At 57.4% G+C, this 18,236-nt stretch carries 18 protein-coding genes; 15 read left to right on the top strand and 3 right to left on the bottom strand.

Annotation, left to right across the window (positions count from 1 at the left end):
• The first annotated feature begins 5 nt into the window (after nucleotides 1-5).
• From Q0915_RS28530 to Q0915_RS28460, 15 genes are all read left to right on the top strand, one after another.
• Entirely contained in the window at nucleotides 6-914 is a 909-nt protein-coding gene (locus tag Q0915_RS28530; protein ID WP_299482699.1) for an aminotransferase class IV, read from the top strand.
• 56 nt (nucleotides 915-970) lie between these two features.
• Nucleotides 971-1,666 (top strand): GntR family transcriptional regulator, encoded by a 696-nt coding sequence (locus Q0915_RS28525; protein WP_299482702.1) that lies wholly within the window; start codon nucleotides 971-973, stop codon nucleotides 1,664-1,666.
• Nucleotides 1,667-1,787: 121 nt separating this feature from the next.
• Nucleotides 1,788-2,816: a LacI family DNA-binding transcriptional regulator gene (locus tag Q0915_RS28520; RefSeq protein WP_299482705.1), complete on the top strand. Its 1,029-nt coding sequence runs from the start codon at nucleotides 1,788-1,790 to the stop codon at nucleotides 2,814-2,816.
• Entirely contained in the window at nucleotides 2,809-3,177 is a 369-nt protein-coding gene (locus tag Q0915_RS28515; protein WP_299482708.1) for a hypothetical protein, read from the top strand. The genes Q0915_RS28520 and Q0915_RS28515 overlap by 8 nt, the downstream gene beginning before the upstream one ends.
• Nucleotides 3,177-5,162: an AMP-binding protein gene (locus Q0915_RS28510; protein WP_299482711.1), complete on the top strand. Its 1,986-nt coding sequence runs from the start codon at nucleotides 3,177-3,179 to the stop codon at nucleotides 5,160-5,162. Before Q0915_RS28515 ends, Q0915_RS28510 begins: the two co-directional genes overlap by 1 nt.
• A gap of 17 nt (nucleotides 5,163-5,179) precedes the next feature.
• Nucleotides 5,180-5,986: an ABC transporter ATP-binding protein gene (locus Q0915_RS28505; protein WP_299483416.1), complete on the top strand. Its 807-nt coding sequence runs from the start codon at nucleotides 5,180-5,182 to the stop codon at nucleotides 5,984-5,986.
• Nucleotides 5,987-5,999: 13 nt separating this feature from the next.
• Complete coding sequence (locus Q0915_RS28500; protein WP_299482714.1) at nucleotides 6,000-6,953, top strand: branched-chain amino acid ABC transporter permease; 954 nt, start codon at nucleotides 6,000-6,002, stop codon at nucleotides 6,951-6,953.
• A 2-nt stretch (nucleotides 6,954-6,955) separates the two neighbouring features.
• Nucleotides 6,956-8,032 carry a branched-chain amino acid ABC transporter permease gene (locus Q0915_RS28495; RefSeq protein ID WP_299482717.1) on the top strand — a complete coding sequence of 359 codons (1,077 nt, stop codon included), beginning with the start codon at nucleotides 6,956-6,958 and terminating at the stop codon, nucleotides 8,030-8,032.
• A 106-nt stretch (nucleotides 8,033-8,138) separates the two neighbouring features.
• Nucleotides 8,139-9,470: an ABC transporter substrate-binding protein gene (locus Q0915_RS28490; protein ID WP_299482720.1), complete on the top strand. Its 1,332-nt coding sequence runs from the start codon at nucleotides 8,139-8,141 to the stop codon at nucleotides 9,468-9,470.
• Between the two features lie 58 nt (nucleotides 9,471-9,528).
• The gene (locus tag Q0915_RS28485; protein ID WP_299482724.1) at nucleotides 9,529-10,383 is read left to right on the top strand and encodes an ABC transporter ATP-binding protein; all 855 of its coding nucleotides are present in this window, start codon (nucleotides 9,529-9,531) and stop codon (nucleotides 10,381-10,383) included.
• Nucleotides 10,384-10,421: 38 nt separating this feature from the next.
• Nucleotides 10,422-11,660, top strand: coding sequence for an AMP-binding protein (locus Q0915_RS28480; RefSeq protein WP_299482727.1), 1,239 nt, complete (start codon nucleotides 10,422-10,424; stop codon nucleotides 11,658-11,660).
• A complete protein-coding gene (locus Q0915_RS28475) occupies nucleotides 11,653-11,910 on the top strand; it encodes a hypothetical protein (protein ID WP_299482730.1) in 258 nt (85 codons plus the stop codon). The genes Q0915_RS28480 and Q0915_RS28475 overlap by 8 nt, the downstream gene beginning before the upstream one ends.
• Before the next feature lie 283 nt (nucleotides 11,911-12,193).
• Complete coding sequence (gene hemH, locus Q0915_RS28470; RefSeq protein ID WP_299482733.1) at nucleotides 12,194-13,273, top strand: ferrochelatase; 1,080 nt, start codon at nucleotides 12,194-12,196, stop codon at nucleotides 13,271-13,273.
• A 320-nt stretch (nucleotides 13,274-13,593) separates the two neighbouring features.
• Nucleotides 13,594-14,574 (top strand): SPFH domain-containing protein, encoded by a 981-nt coding sequence (locus tag Q0915_RS28465; RefSeq protein ID WP_299483417.1) that lies wholly within the window; start codon nucleotides 13,594-13,596, stop codon nucleotides 14,572-14,574.
• Complete coding sequence (locus Q0915_RS28460) at nucleotides 14,571-15,026, top strand: NfeD family protein (RefSeq protein ID WP_299482736.1); 456 nt, start codon at nucleotides 14,571-14,573, stop codon at nucleotides 15,024-15,026. Before Q0915_RS28465 ends, Q0915_RS28460 begins: the two co-directional genes overlap by 4 nt.
• Nucleotides 15,027-15,044: 18 nt before the next feature.
• Here Q0915_RS28460 and Q0915_RS28455 read toward each other — a convergent pair whose 3' ends face one another.
• From Q0915_RS28455 to Q0915_RS28445, 3 genes are all read right to left on the bottom strand, one after another.
• Nucleotides 15,045-15,899, bottom strand: coding sequence for a flagellar motor protein MotB (locus tag Q0915_RS28455; protein WP_299482738.1), 855 nt, complete (start codon nucleotides 15,897-15,899; stop codon nucleotides 15,045-15,047).
• Nucleotides 15,900-15,925: 26 nt separating this feature from the next.
• A complete protein-coding gene (locus Q0915_RS28450) occupies nucleotides 15,926-16,693 on the bottom strand; it encodes a MotA/TolQ/ExbB proton channel family protein (RefSeq protein ID WP_299482741.1) in 768 nt (255 codons plus the stop codon).
• 170 nt (nucleotides 16,694-16,863) lie between these two features.
• The gene (locus Q0915_RS28445; RefSeq protein WP_299482744.1) at nucleotides 16,864-17,877 is read right to left on the bottom strand and encodes a KpsF/GutQ family sugar-phosphate isomerase; all 1,014 of its coding nucleotides are present in this window, start codon (nucleotides 17,875-17,877) and stop codon (nucleotides 16,864-16,866) included.
• Between the last annotated feature and the right edge of the window lie 359 nt (nucleotides 17,878-18,236).

Raw genomic sequence — 18,236 nt, 5'->3', positions numbered from 1 at the left:
AAACAATGAACAACTCTGCAAGTGCGCAAAGCTATGTCGCAGATCCGCGGAATGAACAGGTTCTGGTTTATGTCGACGGCCGGCTCGTGCCGCGTCATGAGGCCTGTGTTTCCGTGTTCGACAGCGGGTTCGTCCTGGGTGATGGCGTTTGGGAGGGCCTGCGCGTCATCAACGGCCGCATTCTGCAACTGGATGCGCATCTGGACCGCATGTTTGAGGGTGCAAATTCCATTGCGCTCGATATCGGCCGCTGCCGTGAGGACCTGAAGGAAGCCATCCGCCAAACGCTGGAAGCCAACGGCATGGACGACGGTGTTCATATCCGGCTGATGGTCTCGCGTGGCCTGAAAAGCACACCGAACCAGGATCCGCGGTTTGTCATTGGAAAGGCGACCGTCGTAATCGTTGCCGAATACAAGGCGCCCCGGCCCGATACCAAGGCACAGGGCCTCACGCTGTTCACGTCAACCTTCCGGACAAGCGGACCGGACGTGTTTGATCTTCGGCTGAATTCACATAGCCGTCTGAACCTGATCCAGGCGCTGATCCAGGCGATCAATGCCGGCGCGGACGAGGCGCTCATGCTCGACCCGCGCGGTTTTGTTGCAAGCTGCAATTCGACAAACTTCTTCATCGTGAAAGGACGCGACCTCTGGACGTCGACGGGATCCTTTTCCTTCAAGGGACTGACACAAAAGGCAGTGATCGACAGTTGGCACAGTGCCGGCAATGTTGTGCACGAAAAGGATTTCACGCTTGCGGAGGCCTATTCGGCGGATGAAGCCTTCATTACAGGAACACTTGGTGGAATAACGCCGGTGGTGCGGATCGATGGGCGTGTCATTGGAAACGGCTCGCCAGGGGCCGTCACACTGGAAGCCGAAAAAGCGTACAAGGACTGGGTCTTGCGGTAGAACCGGCTATAAGTTTCTTCCTGAACGAGATGCGTTAGCAGAACGAACAAGTGCACATGACTATGAACGAACCGCAACTGATGTCGCAAAACCGGGTCAAGCCCATCAAGCGCCAGACATTCAGCAACCAGATTGCCGCCAATCTGCGGCGTGCGATCATCAGCGGTGAAATCGAATCGGGCAGCCAAATTACCGAATCCGACCTTGCGGCCCGCTTCGGCGTAAGCAGGGGTCCTTTGAGGGAGGCCATGGGACAGATCGCGGCGGAAGGCTTGATCGAAACCATACCCTACACCGGCACCCGCGTGCTGAAGCTGTCGCCTGAGGATGTCCGGGAAATCTATTCGTTGAGAACAGCGCTCGAAACGCTCGCATTCCGTGAAGTCTGGGCGCGCCGGGACGAGGTTTTCACTCAGGAGCTTGAGGCAAGGCACAAGGCTCTCATGGAGACACTGGGCCTTGAGGATCACGTAGCATCAAGCGGGGCGGAAGTCCGGTTTCATTCACTTGTCTACGAGGCCTGCGGGCACAAGCTTCTCCTGGAAAGCTGGCGCCGCATCGCCGGCCGAATGCAGCTTTACCTGGCCGAGCATCAGCGCGCGCATGGCAGAAAAGCTCCGATCGAGGACGCTCATCAGCGCTACCTTCAACTCGCACTCGGCGACAATCTCGATCTGATGCTGACCGAAATTGAGGTCCATATGCAGCGCGGCTGCACGCAGATGGAACAATATCTTGGCTTTGTTGACTGACACCGTCCGCAAAATGTTTTCCAAAGGCTGATCCCGGTGGCTGATCAGCGGGTTGTGCATTTTTGAGGCGAAATTGAAGATTACGTAGCGATTTCAGTTCGTAATCGGCTAAATACCGATCATGACCAAATCGGAACCCAAAAAGACAAACCCAACTGTGCAGGATGTCGCGCGTGCAGCGAAAGTTTCCACGGCAACTGTCAGCCGGGCATTGTCATCGCCGGAGCGGGTTTCGAAAAAGACACGCGACAAAGTCAGCAAGGCTGTTGAAGCAACAGGATACGTGCTCAATCACGCGGCCCGAAACCTGAGGCGCCGGGATACGGGCACGATCGTCGCGCTCGTTCCCGATATCGGAAACTCGCATTTTTCCAACATCCTCCAGGGTATCGAGACCGTTTGCGCCGGCAGGAATCTCAAGGTGCTTATCGCCGACACGCGAAAGCCTTCCATGTCCCGCCCCAGGATAAACGACGTTCTCAGCAAGAATAACTGCGACGGGATTGTCATCCTGGATGGGCATCTTTCGATTGCCGAGATCAGGGCAAGAAACCCGAAGATGCCGCCGATCGTGACCTGCGGCGAATGGAGCGACGATCCCACGGTCCCGATTGCCGTCGTCGACAATCACATGGGGGCACAGCTGGCCGTTGCGCATCTCCTTGAGCTTGGACACACCAATATCGGCCACGTTACCGGACTGCTGACCCATAAGCCGGGGAGAGACCGCCTGCAGGGCTACAAGACGGCCCTGACCGAGGCGGGGCTCGATCCGGAAAGCGCCTGGGTTTTTGACGGAGACTACACACTGGAGGCCGGCGAACAGGCCGCCAAGGCCTGGCTGAGCCTTGCCAACCGGCCGACGGCTGTCTTTTGTGCGAGCGATCGAAGTGCCTTCGGATTTATCTCCGCTTTGAATGATGCCGGCGTGCGCGTTCCTCATGATGTGTCCCTGGTCGGCTTCGATGATATCGACATTGCCGGACATTTTGTGCCGCCTTTGACCTCGGTCCACCAGCCGCGCAGGGCTGTTGGTGAGCAGGCAGCGAAACTTCTGGTCAAGCTTCTCGAAGGTGGCCATCCCGATCACGAATGCGTGCAGCTCGAACCCTGGCTGGTGGTACGCAAGAGCACCGCGGTAAGTGTCTGACGACGATTTTGTGGCGCGCTTGACTGAAAAAACCCCGGTTTCCGCGCCTATTTCACGGCCGGTTCGCACGTGCAGCGCGAATGCAACAATTCGAAATAATTGGATCATATTGCTGCAAATCGGCGTGGCTAACGTCTCCCTAACGGATTTTGAAACGGGATCCGCACCGACCTTCAACAAATTACCTGTTGAAGCATCGGGCGGCAGCTTGTTTCATATTCAGAGAATGAACGACCCCGTAAAGGGGCGCCTTCCGGACCGGAGTGCATCAATCGCGAGCGCTTCGGCAAAACAGAAAAAGGACCGTTCCAGGAAAGCCCTAGAGGGCGCATTGAACGATCCAAGGGGAAGAAACGAGTAATGGTAGGGTCGGCCAGCGCTTCGTCGCACGGTAATGACACCTTTCCGAAGATCCTTTCGCACAATGCAAAGGTTTTCGGGTCCCGGACAGCCTTCCGGGAAAAGGACTTCGGGATCTGGCAAAGCTGGACCTGGTCCGAGGTGTGTGAGGAAATCCGTGCTTTTTCAATCGGACTGAAATCTCTTGGGCTCGGAGCTGGCGACAAGGTTGCCATCGTCGGCGCGAACCGTCCCCGCCTTTACTGGGCGATGATTGCCGCACAGGCGCTCGGCGCGGTGCCAGTGCCGGTATATTCGGACTCTGTCGCCGAAGAGATGGCATATGTTCTCGGCCATGCGGAGGTGAAGTTCGCGGTCGTTGAGGATCAGGAGCAGGTCGACAAGCTGCTGTCGATGTCCGACGAGGTGCCGTCGCTCACCAATATCATCTATGATGAAGTGCGCGGGCTACGTGACTACGATCACACGCATCTGCACGGCTATGAGACCGTCCAGGAAAAAGGCCGGCAACTCCAGGCAAACGACGGCGCCCTTGCCGGCCAATGGGCAGAGGGTTTCTTCGGCGGCAAAGGCTCGGACATTGCCGTGATGCTCTATACGTCCGGAACGACAGGCCGTCCTAAGGGCGTGATGCTGTCTTTCGACAATCTTGCCGTCTCCGCCCGTAATGCCAACGTGTTCGATCATCTGGACGAAAGCGAAGAGGTGCTTGCCTATCTGCCGATGGCTTGGATCGGCGATCATGTGTTCTCGCTCGCCCAGGCCTTCACCGCCGGATACTGCGTCAACTGTCCGGAGGGCATGGACACGATCGACGTCGACCGCCGGGAAATCGCGCCAACCTATTTCTTCGCGCCGCCGCGCGTCTTTGAAAACATGCTTACCCAAATCATGGTGCGCATGGAAGATGCCGGTAAAACCAAGCGCGCGATGTTCGATTTTTTCATGAATGTCGCCCGAAAGGTCGGCGAAAAGATCCTAAACGGAGAAGAGGTCGCCTTTGGGGATCGCGTGCTCTACCGGCTTGGCGAATTCCTGGTCTATGGACCCCTCAAGAACCGGATGGGGCTGACCCGCATGAAGGTCGGCTATACCGCCGGGGAAGCGATCGGCCCGGAAATTTTCCGTTTCTATCGTGCGCTCGGCCTCAATCTGAAACAGCTCTATGGCCAGACCGAAGCCAGTGTCTACATCACGCTTCAGCCGGACGGCGAGATCTTCGGCGATACGGTTGGCAAGCCTGCGCCCGACGTTGAACTCAAGATCGCCGACAGTGGCGAGGTCATGTACCGCTCGCCCGGTGTCTTTGTCGGTTACTTCAAGAATGATGAAGCAACGGAGAGCACAAAGACGAGCGACGGTTGGGTACACACGGGTGATGCCGGGATCATCGCCGAAAACGGTCACCTGAAGATCATCGATCGCGCCAAGGATGTCGGCAAACTGAATGACGGGTCTTTGTTTGCGCCGAAGTACATCGAAAACAAGCTGAAGTTCTTCCCGAACATCAAGGAAGCGGTCGCTTTCGGTCACGAGCGCGACATGGTGGCGGTGTTCCTCAATATCGATCTGACGGCAGTCGGTTCTTGGGCGGAGCGGAACAATGTCAATTACGCGTCCTACCAGGAACTGGCAGCGCATCCTGACGTCTACTCCATGGTTGAGAGCCACGTCGACCAGGTCAACCGGGACCTGTCGAGCGAGCCGATGATGGCCGGTGCCCAGATCAAGCGCTTCCTGATCCTGCACAAGGAACTGGACGCGGATGACGGCGAACTGACGCGCACGCAAAAGGTGCGACGCTCCTTCATTGCGGATCGCTACGCCCCTTTGATCGAAGCTCTTTATGACGGCTCAACCTCGAAACACGTACGCACCGAAGTGACGTTCGAAGACGGTCGCAAAGGCGCGATCGAGGCGACTGTCGAGATCAGGAATATGGAAACTCATGATGTCGGCAAAGGAATTCAGGAGGCCGCCGAATGAATGCCTTTGCAACGGAAATGAGCGCTGAGCCTGCAAGCGTTGCGGAAGCCGTTCCGCGTGAGGAGTTGCTTCGGGTCGACAACGTGTCGCTGTCCTTTGGCGGTGTGAAGGCGATCACCGATATTTCCTTCGACATCCTGAAGGGTGAAATCCGCGCGATCATCGGCCCCAACGGTGCCGGCAAGACTTCGATGCTGAATGTCATCAACGGGTTCTACCATCCCCAGCAGGGCACGATCACCTGGCAGGGCAAGGAGCGGCGCAAGATGAAGCCCTACGAGGCGGCCAGCCAGGGCATTGCGCGCACGTTCCAGAATGTCGCGCTGTTCAAGGGCATGACGACGCTCGACAATATCATGTCGGGCCGTTCCCTGAAGATGCACCGCAATTTCTTCTGGCAGCTGATCTGGCGCGGACCGGCGGAGCGCGAGGAAATCGAACACCGCAAAAAGGTGGAGGAGATTATCGATTTCCTCGAAATCCAGGCAATCCGCAAAACGCCGGTCGGGCGTCTTCCCTACGGTCTGCAAAAGCGCGTCGAGCTTGGCCGCGCACTCGCCATGGAGCCGGATCTTCTTTTGCTCGATGAACCGATGGCCGGCATGAACCTGGAAGAGAAAGAAGACATGAGCCGGTTCATCATCGATGTGAACCAGGAATTCGGTACGACCATCGCGCTGATCGAACACGACATGGGTGTTGTCATGGACCTCTCCGACCGGGTGGTCGTTCTGGACTACGGCAAGAAAATCGCAGACGGCCCGCCAGAGGACGTGCAGGCCAATCAGAATGTGATCGATGCATATCTCGGCGTGAGCCACTAGGGGGAGAAGAACCATGCTTTACGACATATTCATCGATCCCTTCGTGCAGATGTACGATATGCCAGATTTCTTTCTTCAGGTGCTGTGGGAAGGCTTTGTCGCCGGTATCCTCTATGCGCTGATTGCACTCGGCTTCGTTCTGATCTTCAAGGCATCGGGCGTTTTCAACTTCGCGCAGGGAATCATGGTGGTGTTCGCCGGGCTGACGCTTGTCGGCCTCAATGAAAACGGCGTCCCCGCCTATCTTGCACTTGCCCTGACGATCGGAGCGATGGGCATCCTCGCCTATGGCGTGGAGCGGGTCGTGATGCGGCCGCTCGTCAACCAGCCCGACATTATTCTGCTGATGGCGACAATCGGCCTGACCTACTTCCTGATCGGATTCGGCGAATTCGTCTTCGGCGGCGAGCCGAAGCAGATGATTACCGAGGAACTCGGATTGCCGACCGGATCGACAGCAATCGAATTCGGCGACCGTGGCCTTGTCATCCTGCAGCATATCGATATCGCCGCTGCGGTGATTGCGGTGCTGATGGTGGCCGCGCTCGGCATCTTCTTCAACAAGACCCGCATCGGACGCGCGCTCAGGGCGGTCGCGGATGATCACCAGGCCGCGCTTTCCGTGGGGATTTCGCTCAATCAGATCTGGGCAATCGTCTGGTTCGCGGCCGGTCTCGTCGCACTTGCCACCGGCATCATGTGGGGCGCACGTTCCGATGTCTCGTTCGCGCTGGAAATCGTGGCCTTCAAGGCACTGCCGGTGCTGATCCTTGGAGGCTTTACATCCATTCCGGGCGCCATCGTCGGCGGGCTCATCATCGGGTTCGGTGAGAAGATCGGCGAACTTTACTGGGGCGGTCTTGTCGGCGGCGGAATCGAATCCTGGCTCGCCTATATCATCGCCCTGATCTTCCTTCTGTTCCGGCCCCAGGGCCTCTTCGGCGAACGCATCATCGAGCGGGTATAAGAATGTTTTATCGCGAAGCTGGCCAATTCAAGACGAGTTACAAGGCGGATCAGGCCCTTATGCCGATCCTGCAGGACCGGGTGGGACTGCTGGTCATCCTGGCCATTGCCTTTGTGGTCATTCCCGTCTTTGCCAACGACTTTTTCCTGACGTCAATCATGATCCCGTTCCTGGTGTTTTCGCTGGCGGCGATCGGGCTCAACGTGCTCACCGGTTTTTGCGGGCAGCTCTCTCTCGGTACCGGCGCGTTCATGGGCGTCGGGGCGTATGCGGCTTACAAACTGACCACGATCTTTCCGGATGCGAATGTCATCGTGATGGTGCTTCTGTCTGGCGTATTCTCGGCCGCAATCGGTGCCATATTCGGCCTGCCGAGCCTGCGCATCAAGGGGCTTTACCTTGCCGTGACAACCCTTGCCGCACAGTTCTTTCTGGAGTGGTGCTTCATTCGCATCGGCTGGCTCTACAATTACAATGCTTCTGGCGCGATCGAGATTCCGCATCGCGAGGCATTCGGTCTGGTGGTATCCGGCGCGGAGGCAACTCCGATCGTGCGCTACTTCATCGTCCTGTGCATCACGGCAGGGATCGCGTTCCTGATGGCGAATGTGCTGCGTGGCCGGATCGGGCGCTCTTGGATGATGATCCGCGACATGGACATTGCCGCCGAACTGATGGGCATCCGTCCGCTTCAAACCAAGCTGCTGGCGTTTGCAGTATCCTCTTACATCTGTGGTGTGGCCGGTGCCATGATGGTGTTCTTCTGGCTGAATGCTGCCGAACCGTCCTCCTACTCGATCGCACTGTCCTTCCAGATCCTGTTCATGGTGATCTTGGGCGGTCTCGGCAGTCTGGGAGGTGCTTTCATGGGGGCTGCTTTCATCTGGATCCTGCCGGTCTTCCTGAAATTCATTCCTGGTACGATCGGTATCGATGTGGCCGCGGAAACGGTTGAACACGTCACATTCATGATTGTTGGTGCCTTGATCATATTCTTCCTGATCGTTGAACCGCACGGGTTCGCGCGGCTCTGGCAGATCGCGAAACAGAAACTCAGGGTATGGCCATTCCCTTATTAGGACGGCCAACCATTTCGACGTCATCCGGACTTGGACCGATCCGGGGAGGAATGGCGCAACTGGTCTGGCGGCGCCGGGTGGTCCGGAGCCGCATGGGAGGAGAAACATGAAAAGCATTACCCAACTTGCGCTTGGAACTGCTGTTGCCGTCGGGGTCGCCTTTTCCGGCCTTGCAACGACAGCCGCCCAGGCTGAGGACAGCAACTATGTGCCGCTGCTGACGTATCGCACAGGTCCGTTTGCCGCTTCCGGTATTCATATTGCCAACGGCATGCATGACTATCTCAAAATGCTGAATGAGCGCGACGGCGGTATCGGCGGCGTCAAGCTGGAACTCGAAGAATGCGAAACCGGGTATAACGCTCAAAAAGGTGTCGAGTGCTACGAGGCAACCAAGGGCAAAGGCGCGCTGGTCTACAATCCCTATTCAACGGGCATTACCTTGCAGCTGATCCCGAAAGCCGGCGTTGACAAGATCCCGGTTCTTTCCATGGGTTACGGACTGTCGGCTGCTGCCGTCGGGTCCGTGTTCCCGTGGGTGTTCAACGTTCCGGACACATATTGGGATGGCGCGTCTGTCGTGATCAAATATATCGGCGAGCAGGAAGGCGGTCTCGACAACCTCAAGGGCAAGAAGATCGGCTACATCTTCCTGGACGCCGGATATGGCCGCGAGCCGATCCCGCTTCTGGAGCAGTTGTCCGAAAAATACGGCTTCGAGCTGATGCAGTATCCGGTTGGCGTGAAGGAAATGCAGAACCAGTCCTCGCAATGGCTGAACGTGCGCCGTGACCGTCCGGACTACATGGTCATGTGGGGTTGGGGCGCAATGAACCCGACCGCGATCAAGGAAGCTGTGAAAATCCGCTTCCCGATGGACAAGTTCATCGGAGTCTGGTGGTCAGCAGGCGATGACGACGCAGCCGCTGGCGGCGACGGAGCGAAGGGCTACAAGGCGATGAACTTCTCCGGTGTCGGCAGCGATTTCCCTGCACTTGACGACATCAAGAAACACGTCGTCGATGCCGGCCTAAGCTCGACCGATGCCGAAACCATCGGTGGAACGCTCTACAACCGTGGCGTTCTCAACTCGGTCATCATCGCTGAAGGCATCCGCACCGCGCAGGAACTGACCGGCAAGAAGGTCATTACCGGCGAGGACATGCGGATGGGACTGGAAGCCCTCAATCTGGACGAAGCCCGGTTGAAGGAACTGGGTCTGTCCGGTTTCGCGCATCCGATGAAGGTGACCTGTGATGACCATGCCGGAAGTCATCCGGTCTTTATCCAGGAATGGGACGGCAGCCAGTGGCGCCAGGCCTCCGGCTGGATCGAGCCGATGACCGACGTCGTGCGTCCGCTCTTGGAGGCAGCTGCCGCCGAGTACGCGGAAAAGAATGCGCCGTGGCCGGCGCGCACCGAACCCTGCCCGAACTGATCAGGCAGTCCGCTCCGCCGCATATTGTATGCGGCGGAGCTCTCCGGGAGAAAATGGAATGGCATTGCAGGATCTAGATCAATCGTCCTCGGACAGTGTTACGGAAGCAGCCGAGACGATCCTGTCGGTCAACAATATCGAGGTCATCTACGACCACGTTATTCTGGTGCTGAAGGGCGTGTCTCTGACGGTTCCCAAAGGCGGCATCGTGGCGCTTCTCGGCGCGAATGGTGCAGGCAAGACGACAACATTGAAGGCGGTTTCAAACCTCCTGAGCGCCGAACGCGGCGAGGTCACCAAGGGCACGATCCTGTTCGACAGCGATGAGGTCCAGGCGCTGTCGCCCAATGAGCTGGTCCGGCGGGGATGCATTCAGGTGATGGAGGGGCGCCATTGTTTCGGCCACCTGTCCATCGAGGAAAACCTGCTTACAGGTGCCTACACGCGCAAGGACGGGCATGCGGCTGTGAAAGCCGATCTGGAGATGGTCTACAACTATTTCCCGCGCCTGCGCGAGCGGCGGCAGAGCCAGGCGGGCTATACATCGGGCGGCGAACAGCAGATGTGCGCCATCGGGCGTGCTCTCATGAGCCGGCCGAAAATGATCCTGCTTGACGAACCCAGCATGGGGCTTGCGCCGCAGCTGGTTGAAGAGATTTTCGAAATTGTCCGTCAGTTGAATGAAAAGGAGGGCGTCTCCTTCCTGCTGGCGGAACAGAACACCAACGTCGCGCTGAAATACGCGACCTACGGCTATATCCTGGAATCAGGCCGCATCGTTCTGGACGGCGACGCCAAAGCGCTTCGCGAGAACGAAGATGTCAAGGAATTCTACCTGGGCGTCGGAGGCGAAGGCCGCCGTTCGTTCCGGAATGTCAAACACTACAAGCGAAGGAAGCGCTGGCTGGCCTGACGCATCCTCGACGAAAGGCCGAACAAGCGGAGACGACCATGAGCGATCAACAGTTTGATGCGCGCGAGCGGCAGGATCCCACTCAGCGTGAACGGCATCTCTTTGCCAGGTTGCCGGAACTTCTGGCACATGCGCGTAATCACGCGGCCGGCTGGGAAAAACAGCTTGCCGGTCATGATCTTGAAGGCGTTCGCGACAGGGTGGCGCTGTCCGGATTGCCTGTGCTGCGTAAATCCGATCTTATGGAACAGCAACGAGCCAATCCTCCCTTCGGCGGGTACCTAGCTGGAGATCTGTCCGAAGCGGCGCGTGTCTTCATGTCCCCCGGTCCGATCTGGGAACCGCAAGCGCCTGGGCTTGACCCCTGGAATGGGGCCCGCAGCCTGTTTGCCTCGGGCTTCCGCAAGGGCGACATTGTCCTCAACGCATTTTCCTACCACCTGACCCCTGGCGGCTTCATTCTGGATCAGGGAGCCGTGGCGCTTGGGTGCACCGTATTCCCTGCCGGTGTCGGCAATACCGATATGCAGGTAGAAGCCATTGAAGTCCTCAAGCCAACCGGTTTTGTCGGCACGCCGGACTATCTCAAGGTCCTCCTCGACCGGGGCCGGGAACAAGGCCGCGATGTCTCCTCCATCAAGAAGGCACTTGTTTCCGGCGGGGCGCTGTTTCCAACGCTCAGGGAAGAATATGAGGCTCAGGGGATAACCGTTGGACAGTGCTACGCGACTGCCGATCTTGGCGTTATCGCGTATGAAACCGTCGCCCGCGATGGGATGCTCATCAACGAAGACTTCATAGTGGAAATTGTACGCCCGGGAACGGGGGAACCTGTCGCCGACGGTGAAGTCGGCGAGCTGGTGGTGACCAACTTCAACGACCTTTATCCGCTGATACGGTTCGCGACGGGCGATCTTTCCAAGATTATCCCAGGGCAGTCCGCCTGCGGCCGCACCAACATGCGCCTTGCCGGATGGATGGGCCGCGCGGACCAGAGAACCAAAGTGAAGGGAATGTTCGTCGATCCGTCGCAGATCGCCCAGATCGTTGCGGCGCATCCGGAGGTCAGCAAGGCACGCCTTGCGGTGACCCGCGCGGGCGAAGCCGACGCAATGACGCTTGCCGTTGAAAGCGACGCGCTTGAGGACGGGCTTTCGGATCGGGTTTCCATGACCCTGACTGATATCACGCGCCTGAAAGGTGAGGTTCAGATTGTCTCGCCGGGGGCTTTGCCGAATGACGGCAAGGTTATTGCCGATGAAAGGGAATATGGCTGAGGGGAACAGCCGTCCGGAAGCCGCTGTGCCGGACGGCTTCCGTCATATGCCTGTTTCTTACCGACTTCCCTTCGTCATCCCGGCCAAGCGCAGCGCGAGCCGGGACCGGGTGGACGCAAGCGCCAGCGAAAGCAACTCCGCCACAGCGTACTGGGTCCCGGTCTTGCCGCTTGCGCGGCAAACCGGGATGACAAATCCGGGAAAAATGCGTTTCCACAAGGCTTCAGCCGCCTCCATTCGTTCTGTTTGAAGAACCTTGTGCAGCCAATAGATCAGTGAGCGGACTATCGGATCGCGGTCGTCGAGGACGAAGCAGCAAGCATTTGGTCAAGTTCTGGCGAGCCTCGGCCGTTCTCAGGCTCGAAGCATTTGGCGACAGCGGTCCAGGTTTTCGGTTCATGCCGCCGCAAAGTATCATTGCCCGGTGATCCGACGCCGTTATTCCGCGTAAGCGCTATGCCGCATTGGCCTTGTCTCCGGCTTGTCCTATGTATGGCGTAAGAGGACCAGCCGCTGAGGGATAATCCGCGCTTATGAACGTTCATTCGACCAATTCGCTTTCGGCCGACAAGACTGCCGATTTTCGCAAGCTGCAGCTGCCAAAGGACCATCCGTCGGTAAAGAGCGGCAAGGTTGGCGTGCTTCTGGTCAATCTTGGAACGCCGGACGCGACAGACTACTGGCCTATGCGCCGTTACCTTCGCGAGTTTCTGTCCGACAAGCGTGTTATCGAGTGGCCCCGGGCAATCTGGTATCCGATCCTTTACGGCATTGTCCTGATGACCCGGCCGGGAAAGTCGGGCAAGGCGTATGACGAGATCTGGAACCACGAGAAGGACGAATCGCCGCTGCGCACCATTACCCGCAGCCAGTCGGACAAACTGACGGATATGCTTGGCGCGGAAGGTGAGCGCGTAAAAGTCGACTGGGCGATGCGCTACGGTCAGCCGTCGATCCCCGACAAGCTGAAAGCACTCAAGGACGAGGGCTGCGATCGTATTCTTGTGTTTCCGCTTTATCCGCAATATTCGGCAACCACAACGGCAACCGTGAACGACGTCGTCTGCAAGACACTTCTGGAGATGCGCTGGCAGCCGGCGATCAGGACCGTACCGCCTTACCATGACGATCCGGTCTACGTGAACGCGCTGGCGCAATCCGTCAAGGACCACCTGGATACTTTGGATTTCGAGCCGGACGTGGTGCTGACCTCCTATCACGGCATTCCGCAATCCTATTTCAAGCGCGGCGATCCCTATCACTGTCATTGCATGAAAACCACGCGTCTGATGCGCGAAGTGCTCGGGTGGGATGACCAGAAGCTGCGTGTCACATTCCAGTCGCGCTTCGGGCCCGAAGAATGGCTGCAGCCCTATACCGACAAGACGGTTGAAAAACTTGCCCATGACGGGGTGCAGAACGTTGCCGTCATGAATCCGGGTTTCGTCTCCGATTGCCTGGAAACGCTTGAAGAAATCGCAGGCGAAGCAGGCGAGATCTTTGAAGAGGGCGGTGGCGAAAATTTCACGCATATCCCATGTCTCAACGACACGGATCTCGGCATGAACGTGATCGAGCACATTGTCCGGCGGGAACTGGGCGGCTGGCTCTGAGAAGGACAAACTGCAGGATTGCAGCTTGGTCTGCTGCCTTTGTCAGGCCCGTGTCGTCCTTCGTCGTGTGAAAGGCGTACTTGCGGCTCGAAATTCTTTCAGTAGGAAACCTGTCCCTGACAATCGGCCGGTTCCCGGCTCCGCACATCGGGGCCAATGAACGTCGCCTGACCTGAGCATCCTTTCAAAATAAAGAGAATTCTAACGGTGTTCGAAGCTGCCCCGTATTCTCGCGCAATGACGCTGGAACGACTCACTCAAACAGAGCATAGTGACCGCGAAATTCCAGATGTTTACGGGAGAAATTCATGCCGTTAGAAATTGATGGACCCAGCATTGTCCTGATCGGCCTATTGGTTCTGGTCATTCTGGTGTTTTTCGCCGGGGTCAAAACCGTACCCCAAGGCTACAACTATACCATCGAACGGTTCGGCAAGTACCGCAAGACGCTGCTACCGGGCCTGAATTTCATTATCCCGTTCATTGATAAGGTCGGCCACAAGCTGAACATGATGGAACAGGTTCTCGACGTTCCCTCGCAGGAAGTCATCACGCGGGACAATGCCACCGTGACGGCGGATGGCGTGACGTTCTATCAGGTGCTCGATGCGGCGCGGGCCGCGTATGAGGTGCTGGGACTTCAAAATGCGATCCTGAATTTGACGATGACCAATATCCGTTCGGTGATGGGATCCATGGATCTTGATTCCCTCCTGTCAAACCGTGACGAAATCAATGCAAAAATCCTGAGGGTTGTTGATGCGGCGGCCGAACCCTGGGGCGTGAAAATCACGCGTATCGAGATAAAGGACATCAATCCGCCACGGGATCTGGTCGACGCAATGGCGCGCCAGATGAAGGCAGAGCGGGACAAACGGGCGTCCATTCTGGAAGCGGAAGGCAAGCGACAGTCTGAAATTCTGAAGGCGGAAGGCGAGAAGCAATCACTTATCCTGGAGGCAGAGGGACGTCGCGAATCCGCTTTCCGGGATGCGGAAGCGCGCGAAAGGGAAGCCGAAGCGGAAGCGAAGGCTACCCAAATGGTCAGCGCGGCGATTGCCTCAGGTGATGTTCAAGCGATCAACTATTTCGTTGCGAACAAGTATGTCGAAGCCTTCCAGGCGCTCGCGACGTCGAGAAACCAGAAGACACTGATCCTGCCCATGGAGGCGTCCGCTCTTCTGGGATCCCTGAGTGGAATCGGTGAAATTGCCAAGGAGGCATTCGGCGACCATTCGAAGGAAAACCAGACATCGTCGCGCATCCCGAATACTGGTTCGTCTGAGGGAGGTAATCCGTGACCCTGATTGAAAGCGCTCTTGATGCACTCGGGCCCTGGAGCTGGTTTGTTCTCGGTCTGGTGCTTCTGGGCCTGGAAATAGCCGCTCCGGGGACCATTTTTCTGTGGTTCGGTCTGTCGGCACTTGTCGTCGGTGTCATTGCGCTGGTCTTTGACCCGAGCTGGCAAATCCTCGTCAGCATTTTCCTGGTTCTGTCAATTGTGAACCTGCTGATAGGCAGGCGCATGATGATCAGGCTTGCCTCGGAAAAAGGGGACCCCGGCCTAAACCAACGCGGCAGTCGTTATGTCGGGCGCGAATTCACGTTGGAAAAACCCTTGAGTGAGGGCGCAGGGAACCTGTCTATTGACGATACGATCTGGCGCATTACCGGGCCCGATCTTCCCGCCGGCACGAAAGTGCGGGTCGATTCGATTGATGGCGCAAGGCTCGTGGTCAGCCCGGCAGACTGAAACGCACGCTGCTTTGGATTAGGGCGAGTGTCCGGGCGGTACCGGGGGCTCTTCCGCCTTCAGGAGAATGCCGATCCGCCTGTTGGCGGCAAGGTAGGGATCGTTTGGAAACAGCGGTTCCGTGTCCGACTTTCCGACGACGGCAAAGAACTGATCTTCCGGAACGCCATATTCGGCAAGTATCTGCCGGGCGACATTGGCGCGTTCACTTGACAGGTCCCAGCCGGTGAAACTCGGATCGTCCGTCGGTCTCCCGGCCGTTGTATGGCCCGTGATTTCGACACGATTCGGCATCTTTGCCAGAACAGGCGCCATCTTCGCAATCAACCGCCGCGTGGTCTCATAAGGATATTTGGAGCCTTCCCTGAACATTGACCGGCCGTCCTGATCGACCAGCATGATATTCAGTCCATCCTCGGTCTCTTCAAGAATGATGTTGCTGGAGATTTCCGTAATCTCGGGCATTTCCTGCCAGGCCTGGCGCAGCGAAGCAGCGGCTGTCGCGAACTGACGCGGCTTTTCGATCTCGGCCTCCAGCGTGTCGTGCGTGTTTGCTTCCGGTCCCTGTTTGCGCCGCTTTTCATGGGGCTCCGTGGCAAAGTCGGAATCCATTTCCTGCTCGGCCTGGCTGATATCCTTCATGTAATCCCGGATCGGAATGCCTTCGACTTCGATGATGCCGGTCTTGCGAGCGGTGTCCTTCACACCGAATGCTTCACGCATGGAACCGGCGACCACCTGCAGTTTTTCCTTGTCCTGGATGGAAAAGGAGATAATCAGAACGAAGAAACAGACGAGCAGCGACATCAGGTCGGCAAAGGTTACGAGCCAATCGGGTGCCCCGCCGCCGCTTTGCTGTTTTTTTCTCGCCATGGCTCTGGTTCCGTTCGGATCTCTTCCTAGGCTGCTTCAGCCAGGTCGGCGCGCGCTTTCTCGGGCAGATACGCCACGAGCATTTCCTTGATAAGTGCCGGGCTCTTGGATTCGCGGATCTGGCAAACACCGTCGATGATCAGTGTCTGGTTGAGCTCGTCCACGTCGAATTTCGCATCGAGCTTGTCCACGAGGGGAAGACAGATGATGTTCGAGATAAGGGCGCCGTAAAGTGTGGTGAGAAGCGCGACAGCCATGGACGGACCGATTGCCGCCGGATCGTCCATGTTGGCAAGCATCTGGACAAGACCGACCAGCGTCCCGATCATGCCGAAAGCCGGAGCGGAGTCGCCGAGCGCTTTCATCACGCGACGGCCCTCGGAAAGGCGTGACAGCTGCAAGTCCCTTTCGCGTTCCATCGCTTCCTTGATGAACTCAAGCTCGTACCCGTCGGCGATGTATTGAACGCCCTTGGCGAGCACGGGATCAGAGACGTCGACATTCTCTAATCCGAGCGGGCCGGATTTACGCACGGTCTCACCGAGATTGGTGATTTCAGAGATGAGATCGCGAGGGCTGATGCCCTTGCCTGAAAGAGCGACTTTGAAGCCGGTTACGAATGCGCTTGCTATATCGGAAATTTGGAATCTGACCAGTGTGGCGGCGAGGCCGCCACCGATGACAATGAGCATCGAGGGAATATCGACAAATTGCGTGAAGCTTCCGCCCAGGAAAATAGCGGTCAAAACGATGCCAAACGCACCAAGAATACCGATGAGGGTCGCCAGATCCATTCTGTTCACACACCAAGGTCTATGGCATCAAGCCAGTGAAACTTGGGTGCAGTCTAATTGGATTATGGCTAATCAAATCCTAATGCGGATCGACAAGAAGTGGCAAAAGCAAACTTTTTTCCGCTCGTGCCTGAATTGTGATCTGCTGTGCCGGGCGGAAAACCAAGCACTCAGGCCGCCCCGATCCGGAGCAGATCGTGCAGGTGCACAATGCCGACCGGACGTCCGTCCTCAATTACAAAGACCGACGTGATGGACAGGCTGTTGACCAATTCCAGGATCGACGCGGACAAGGCATCCGGCGGCACGGTCTTGGGTGATCGTGTCATGATGTCGCCAGCGCTCTTCTCTAGGAGGTTTGCGGACACGTGACGACGAAGGTCACCATCGGTGATGATGCCGATGAGCTGGTTCAGCTCATCCGTTACACCGAGGACACCAAATCCGCGCTGGGTCATCAGCACGATGCCCTCGCTCATCGATGTGGACACGGCCACGAGCGGCAGTTGTTCGCCGGAATGCATGATGTCCCTGGCCGTTTTCAAGCTTGCACCAAGGCGTCCGCCCGGATGCAGAACGCGAAAATCCTGTGCCGTAAAGCCGCGGCCTTCCAAAAGTGCGACGGCCAGTGCATCTCCGATCGCAAGCTGGATGAGCGCAGACGTGGTCGGCGCAAGACCGTGCGGGCAGGCTTCTGCAACGCTCGGGAGTTTCAGGACGATGTCTGATGCTCTTCCAAGTGCGCTGTCCTCGCGCGACGTGACTGCGACGAGCGGCACTTTGAAACGTCTGGTGTAAGTGACAATGCTTGCAAGTTCCTGGGTTTCCCCGGACCATGACAGAGCGAGTACCACGTCGTCTGCCGTAATCATCCCCAGATCTCCGTGAGAGGCCTCACTTGCATGCACGAAGAAGGATGGTGTACCGGTCGAGGCAAGGCTCGCGGCGATTTTCGTGCCGATGTGCCCGCTCTTGCCAACCCCGGTCACGATCACGCGGCCCGGGCTGTTGCGGATCAGCTCAAACGTTCTCTTGAACGGGACTGCAAGTCCGTTCTTCAAGGCTGCCCTGACGGCGCTCAATCCGGCGATTTCCGTCTCTAGGGTCCGCTCGGCCGAAACCAGGCTCTGGGTCATATCGTCCATGCCGTCTTCTTGAAGGGAGTCGAGAGAGGAATTAGCCATCGTTTCTTTCTTTGTTCAGCGTCGAGCAGAACTATGGCACGCACCCGACTTGATCAAGAAGCTGTTCATGAAAAGTGCGAGAATTTTGCCCATCTTTTCTCTCTCGGCTCAAATTGTGCCGAATATAAGGAGAATCAGGGTCTTTCCACGTCAGCCCCAGCCATTCACGTGCTTTTTGAAGCGTATATCGAAGAAGAAACGGCGTCCCGATGCGGTGGGCCGTTACGGCTTGGGAAGCGACAGTTCGAACGCACCCGGAATTCCAAAGGGCACATTGTCAATTTGCAAAAAAATAACGAAGGATTAACCAACTTTCGTCAGTTTGGGCGTGATCACGAATTCGACCGGTCCCGAACCCG

Origin of the sequence: uncultured Roseibium sp. (assembly GCF_947494555.1) — a bacterium.
In the GTDB taxonomy this organism is placed as follows: domain Bacteria; phylum Pseudomonadota; class Alphaproteobacteria; order Rhizobiales; family Stappiaceae; genus Roseibium.
This window is presented reverse-complemented; position numbering and strand designations above follow the sequence as displayed.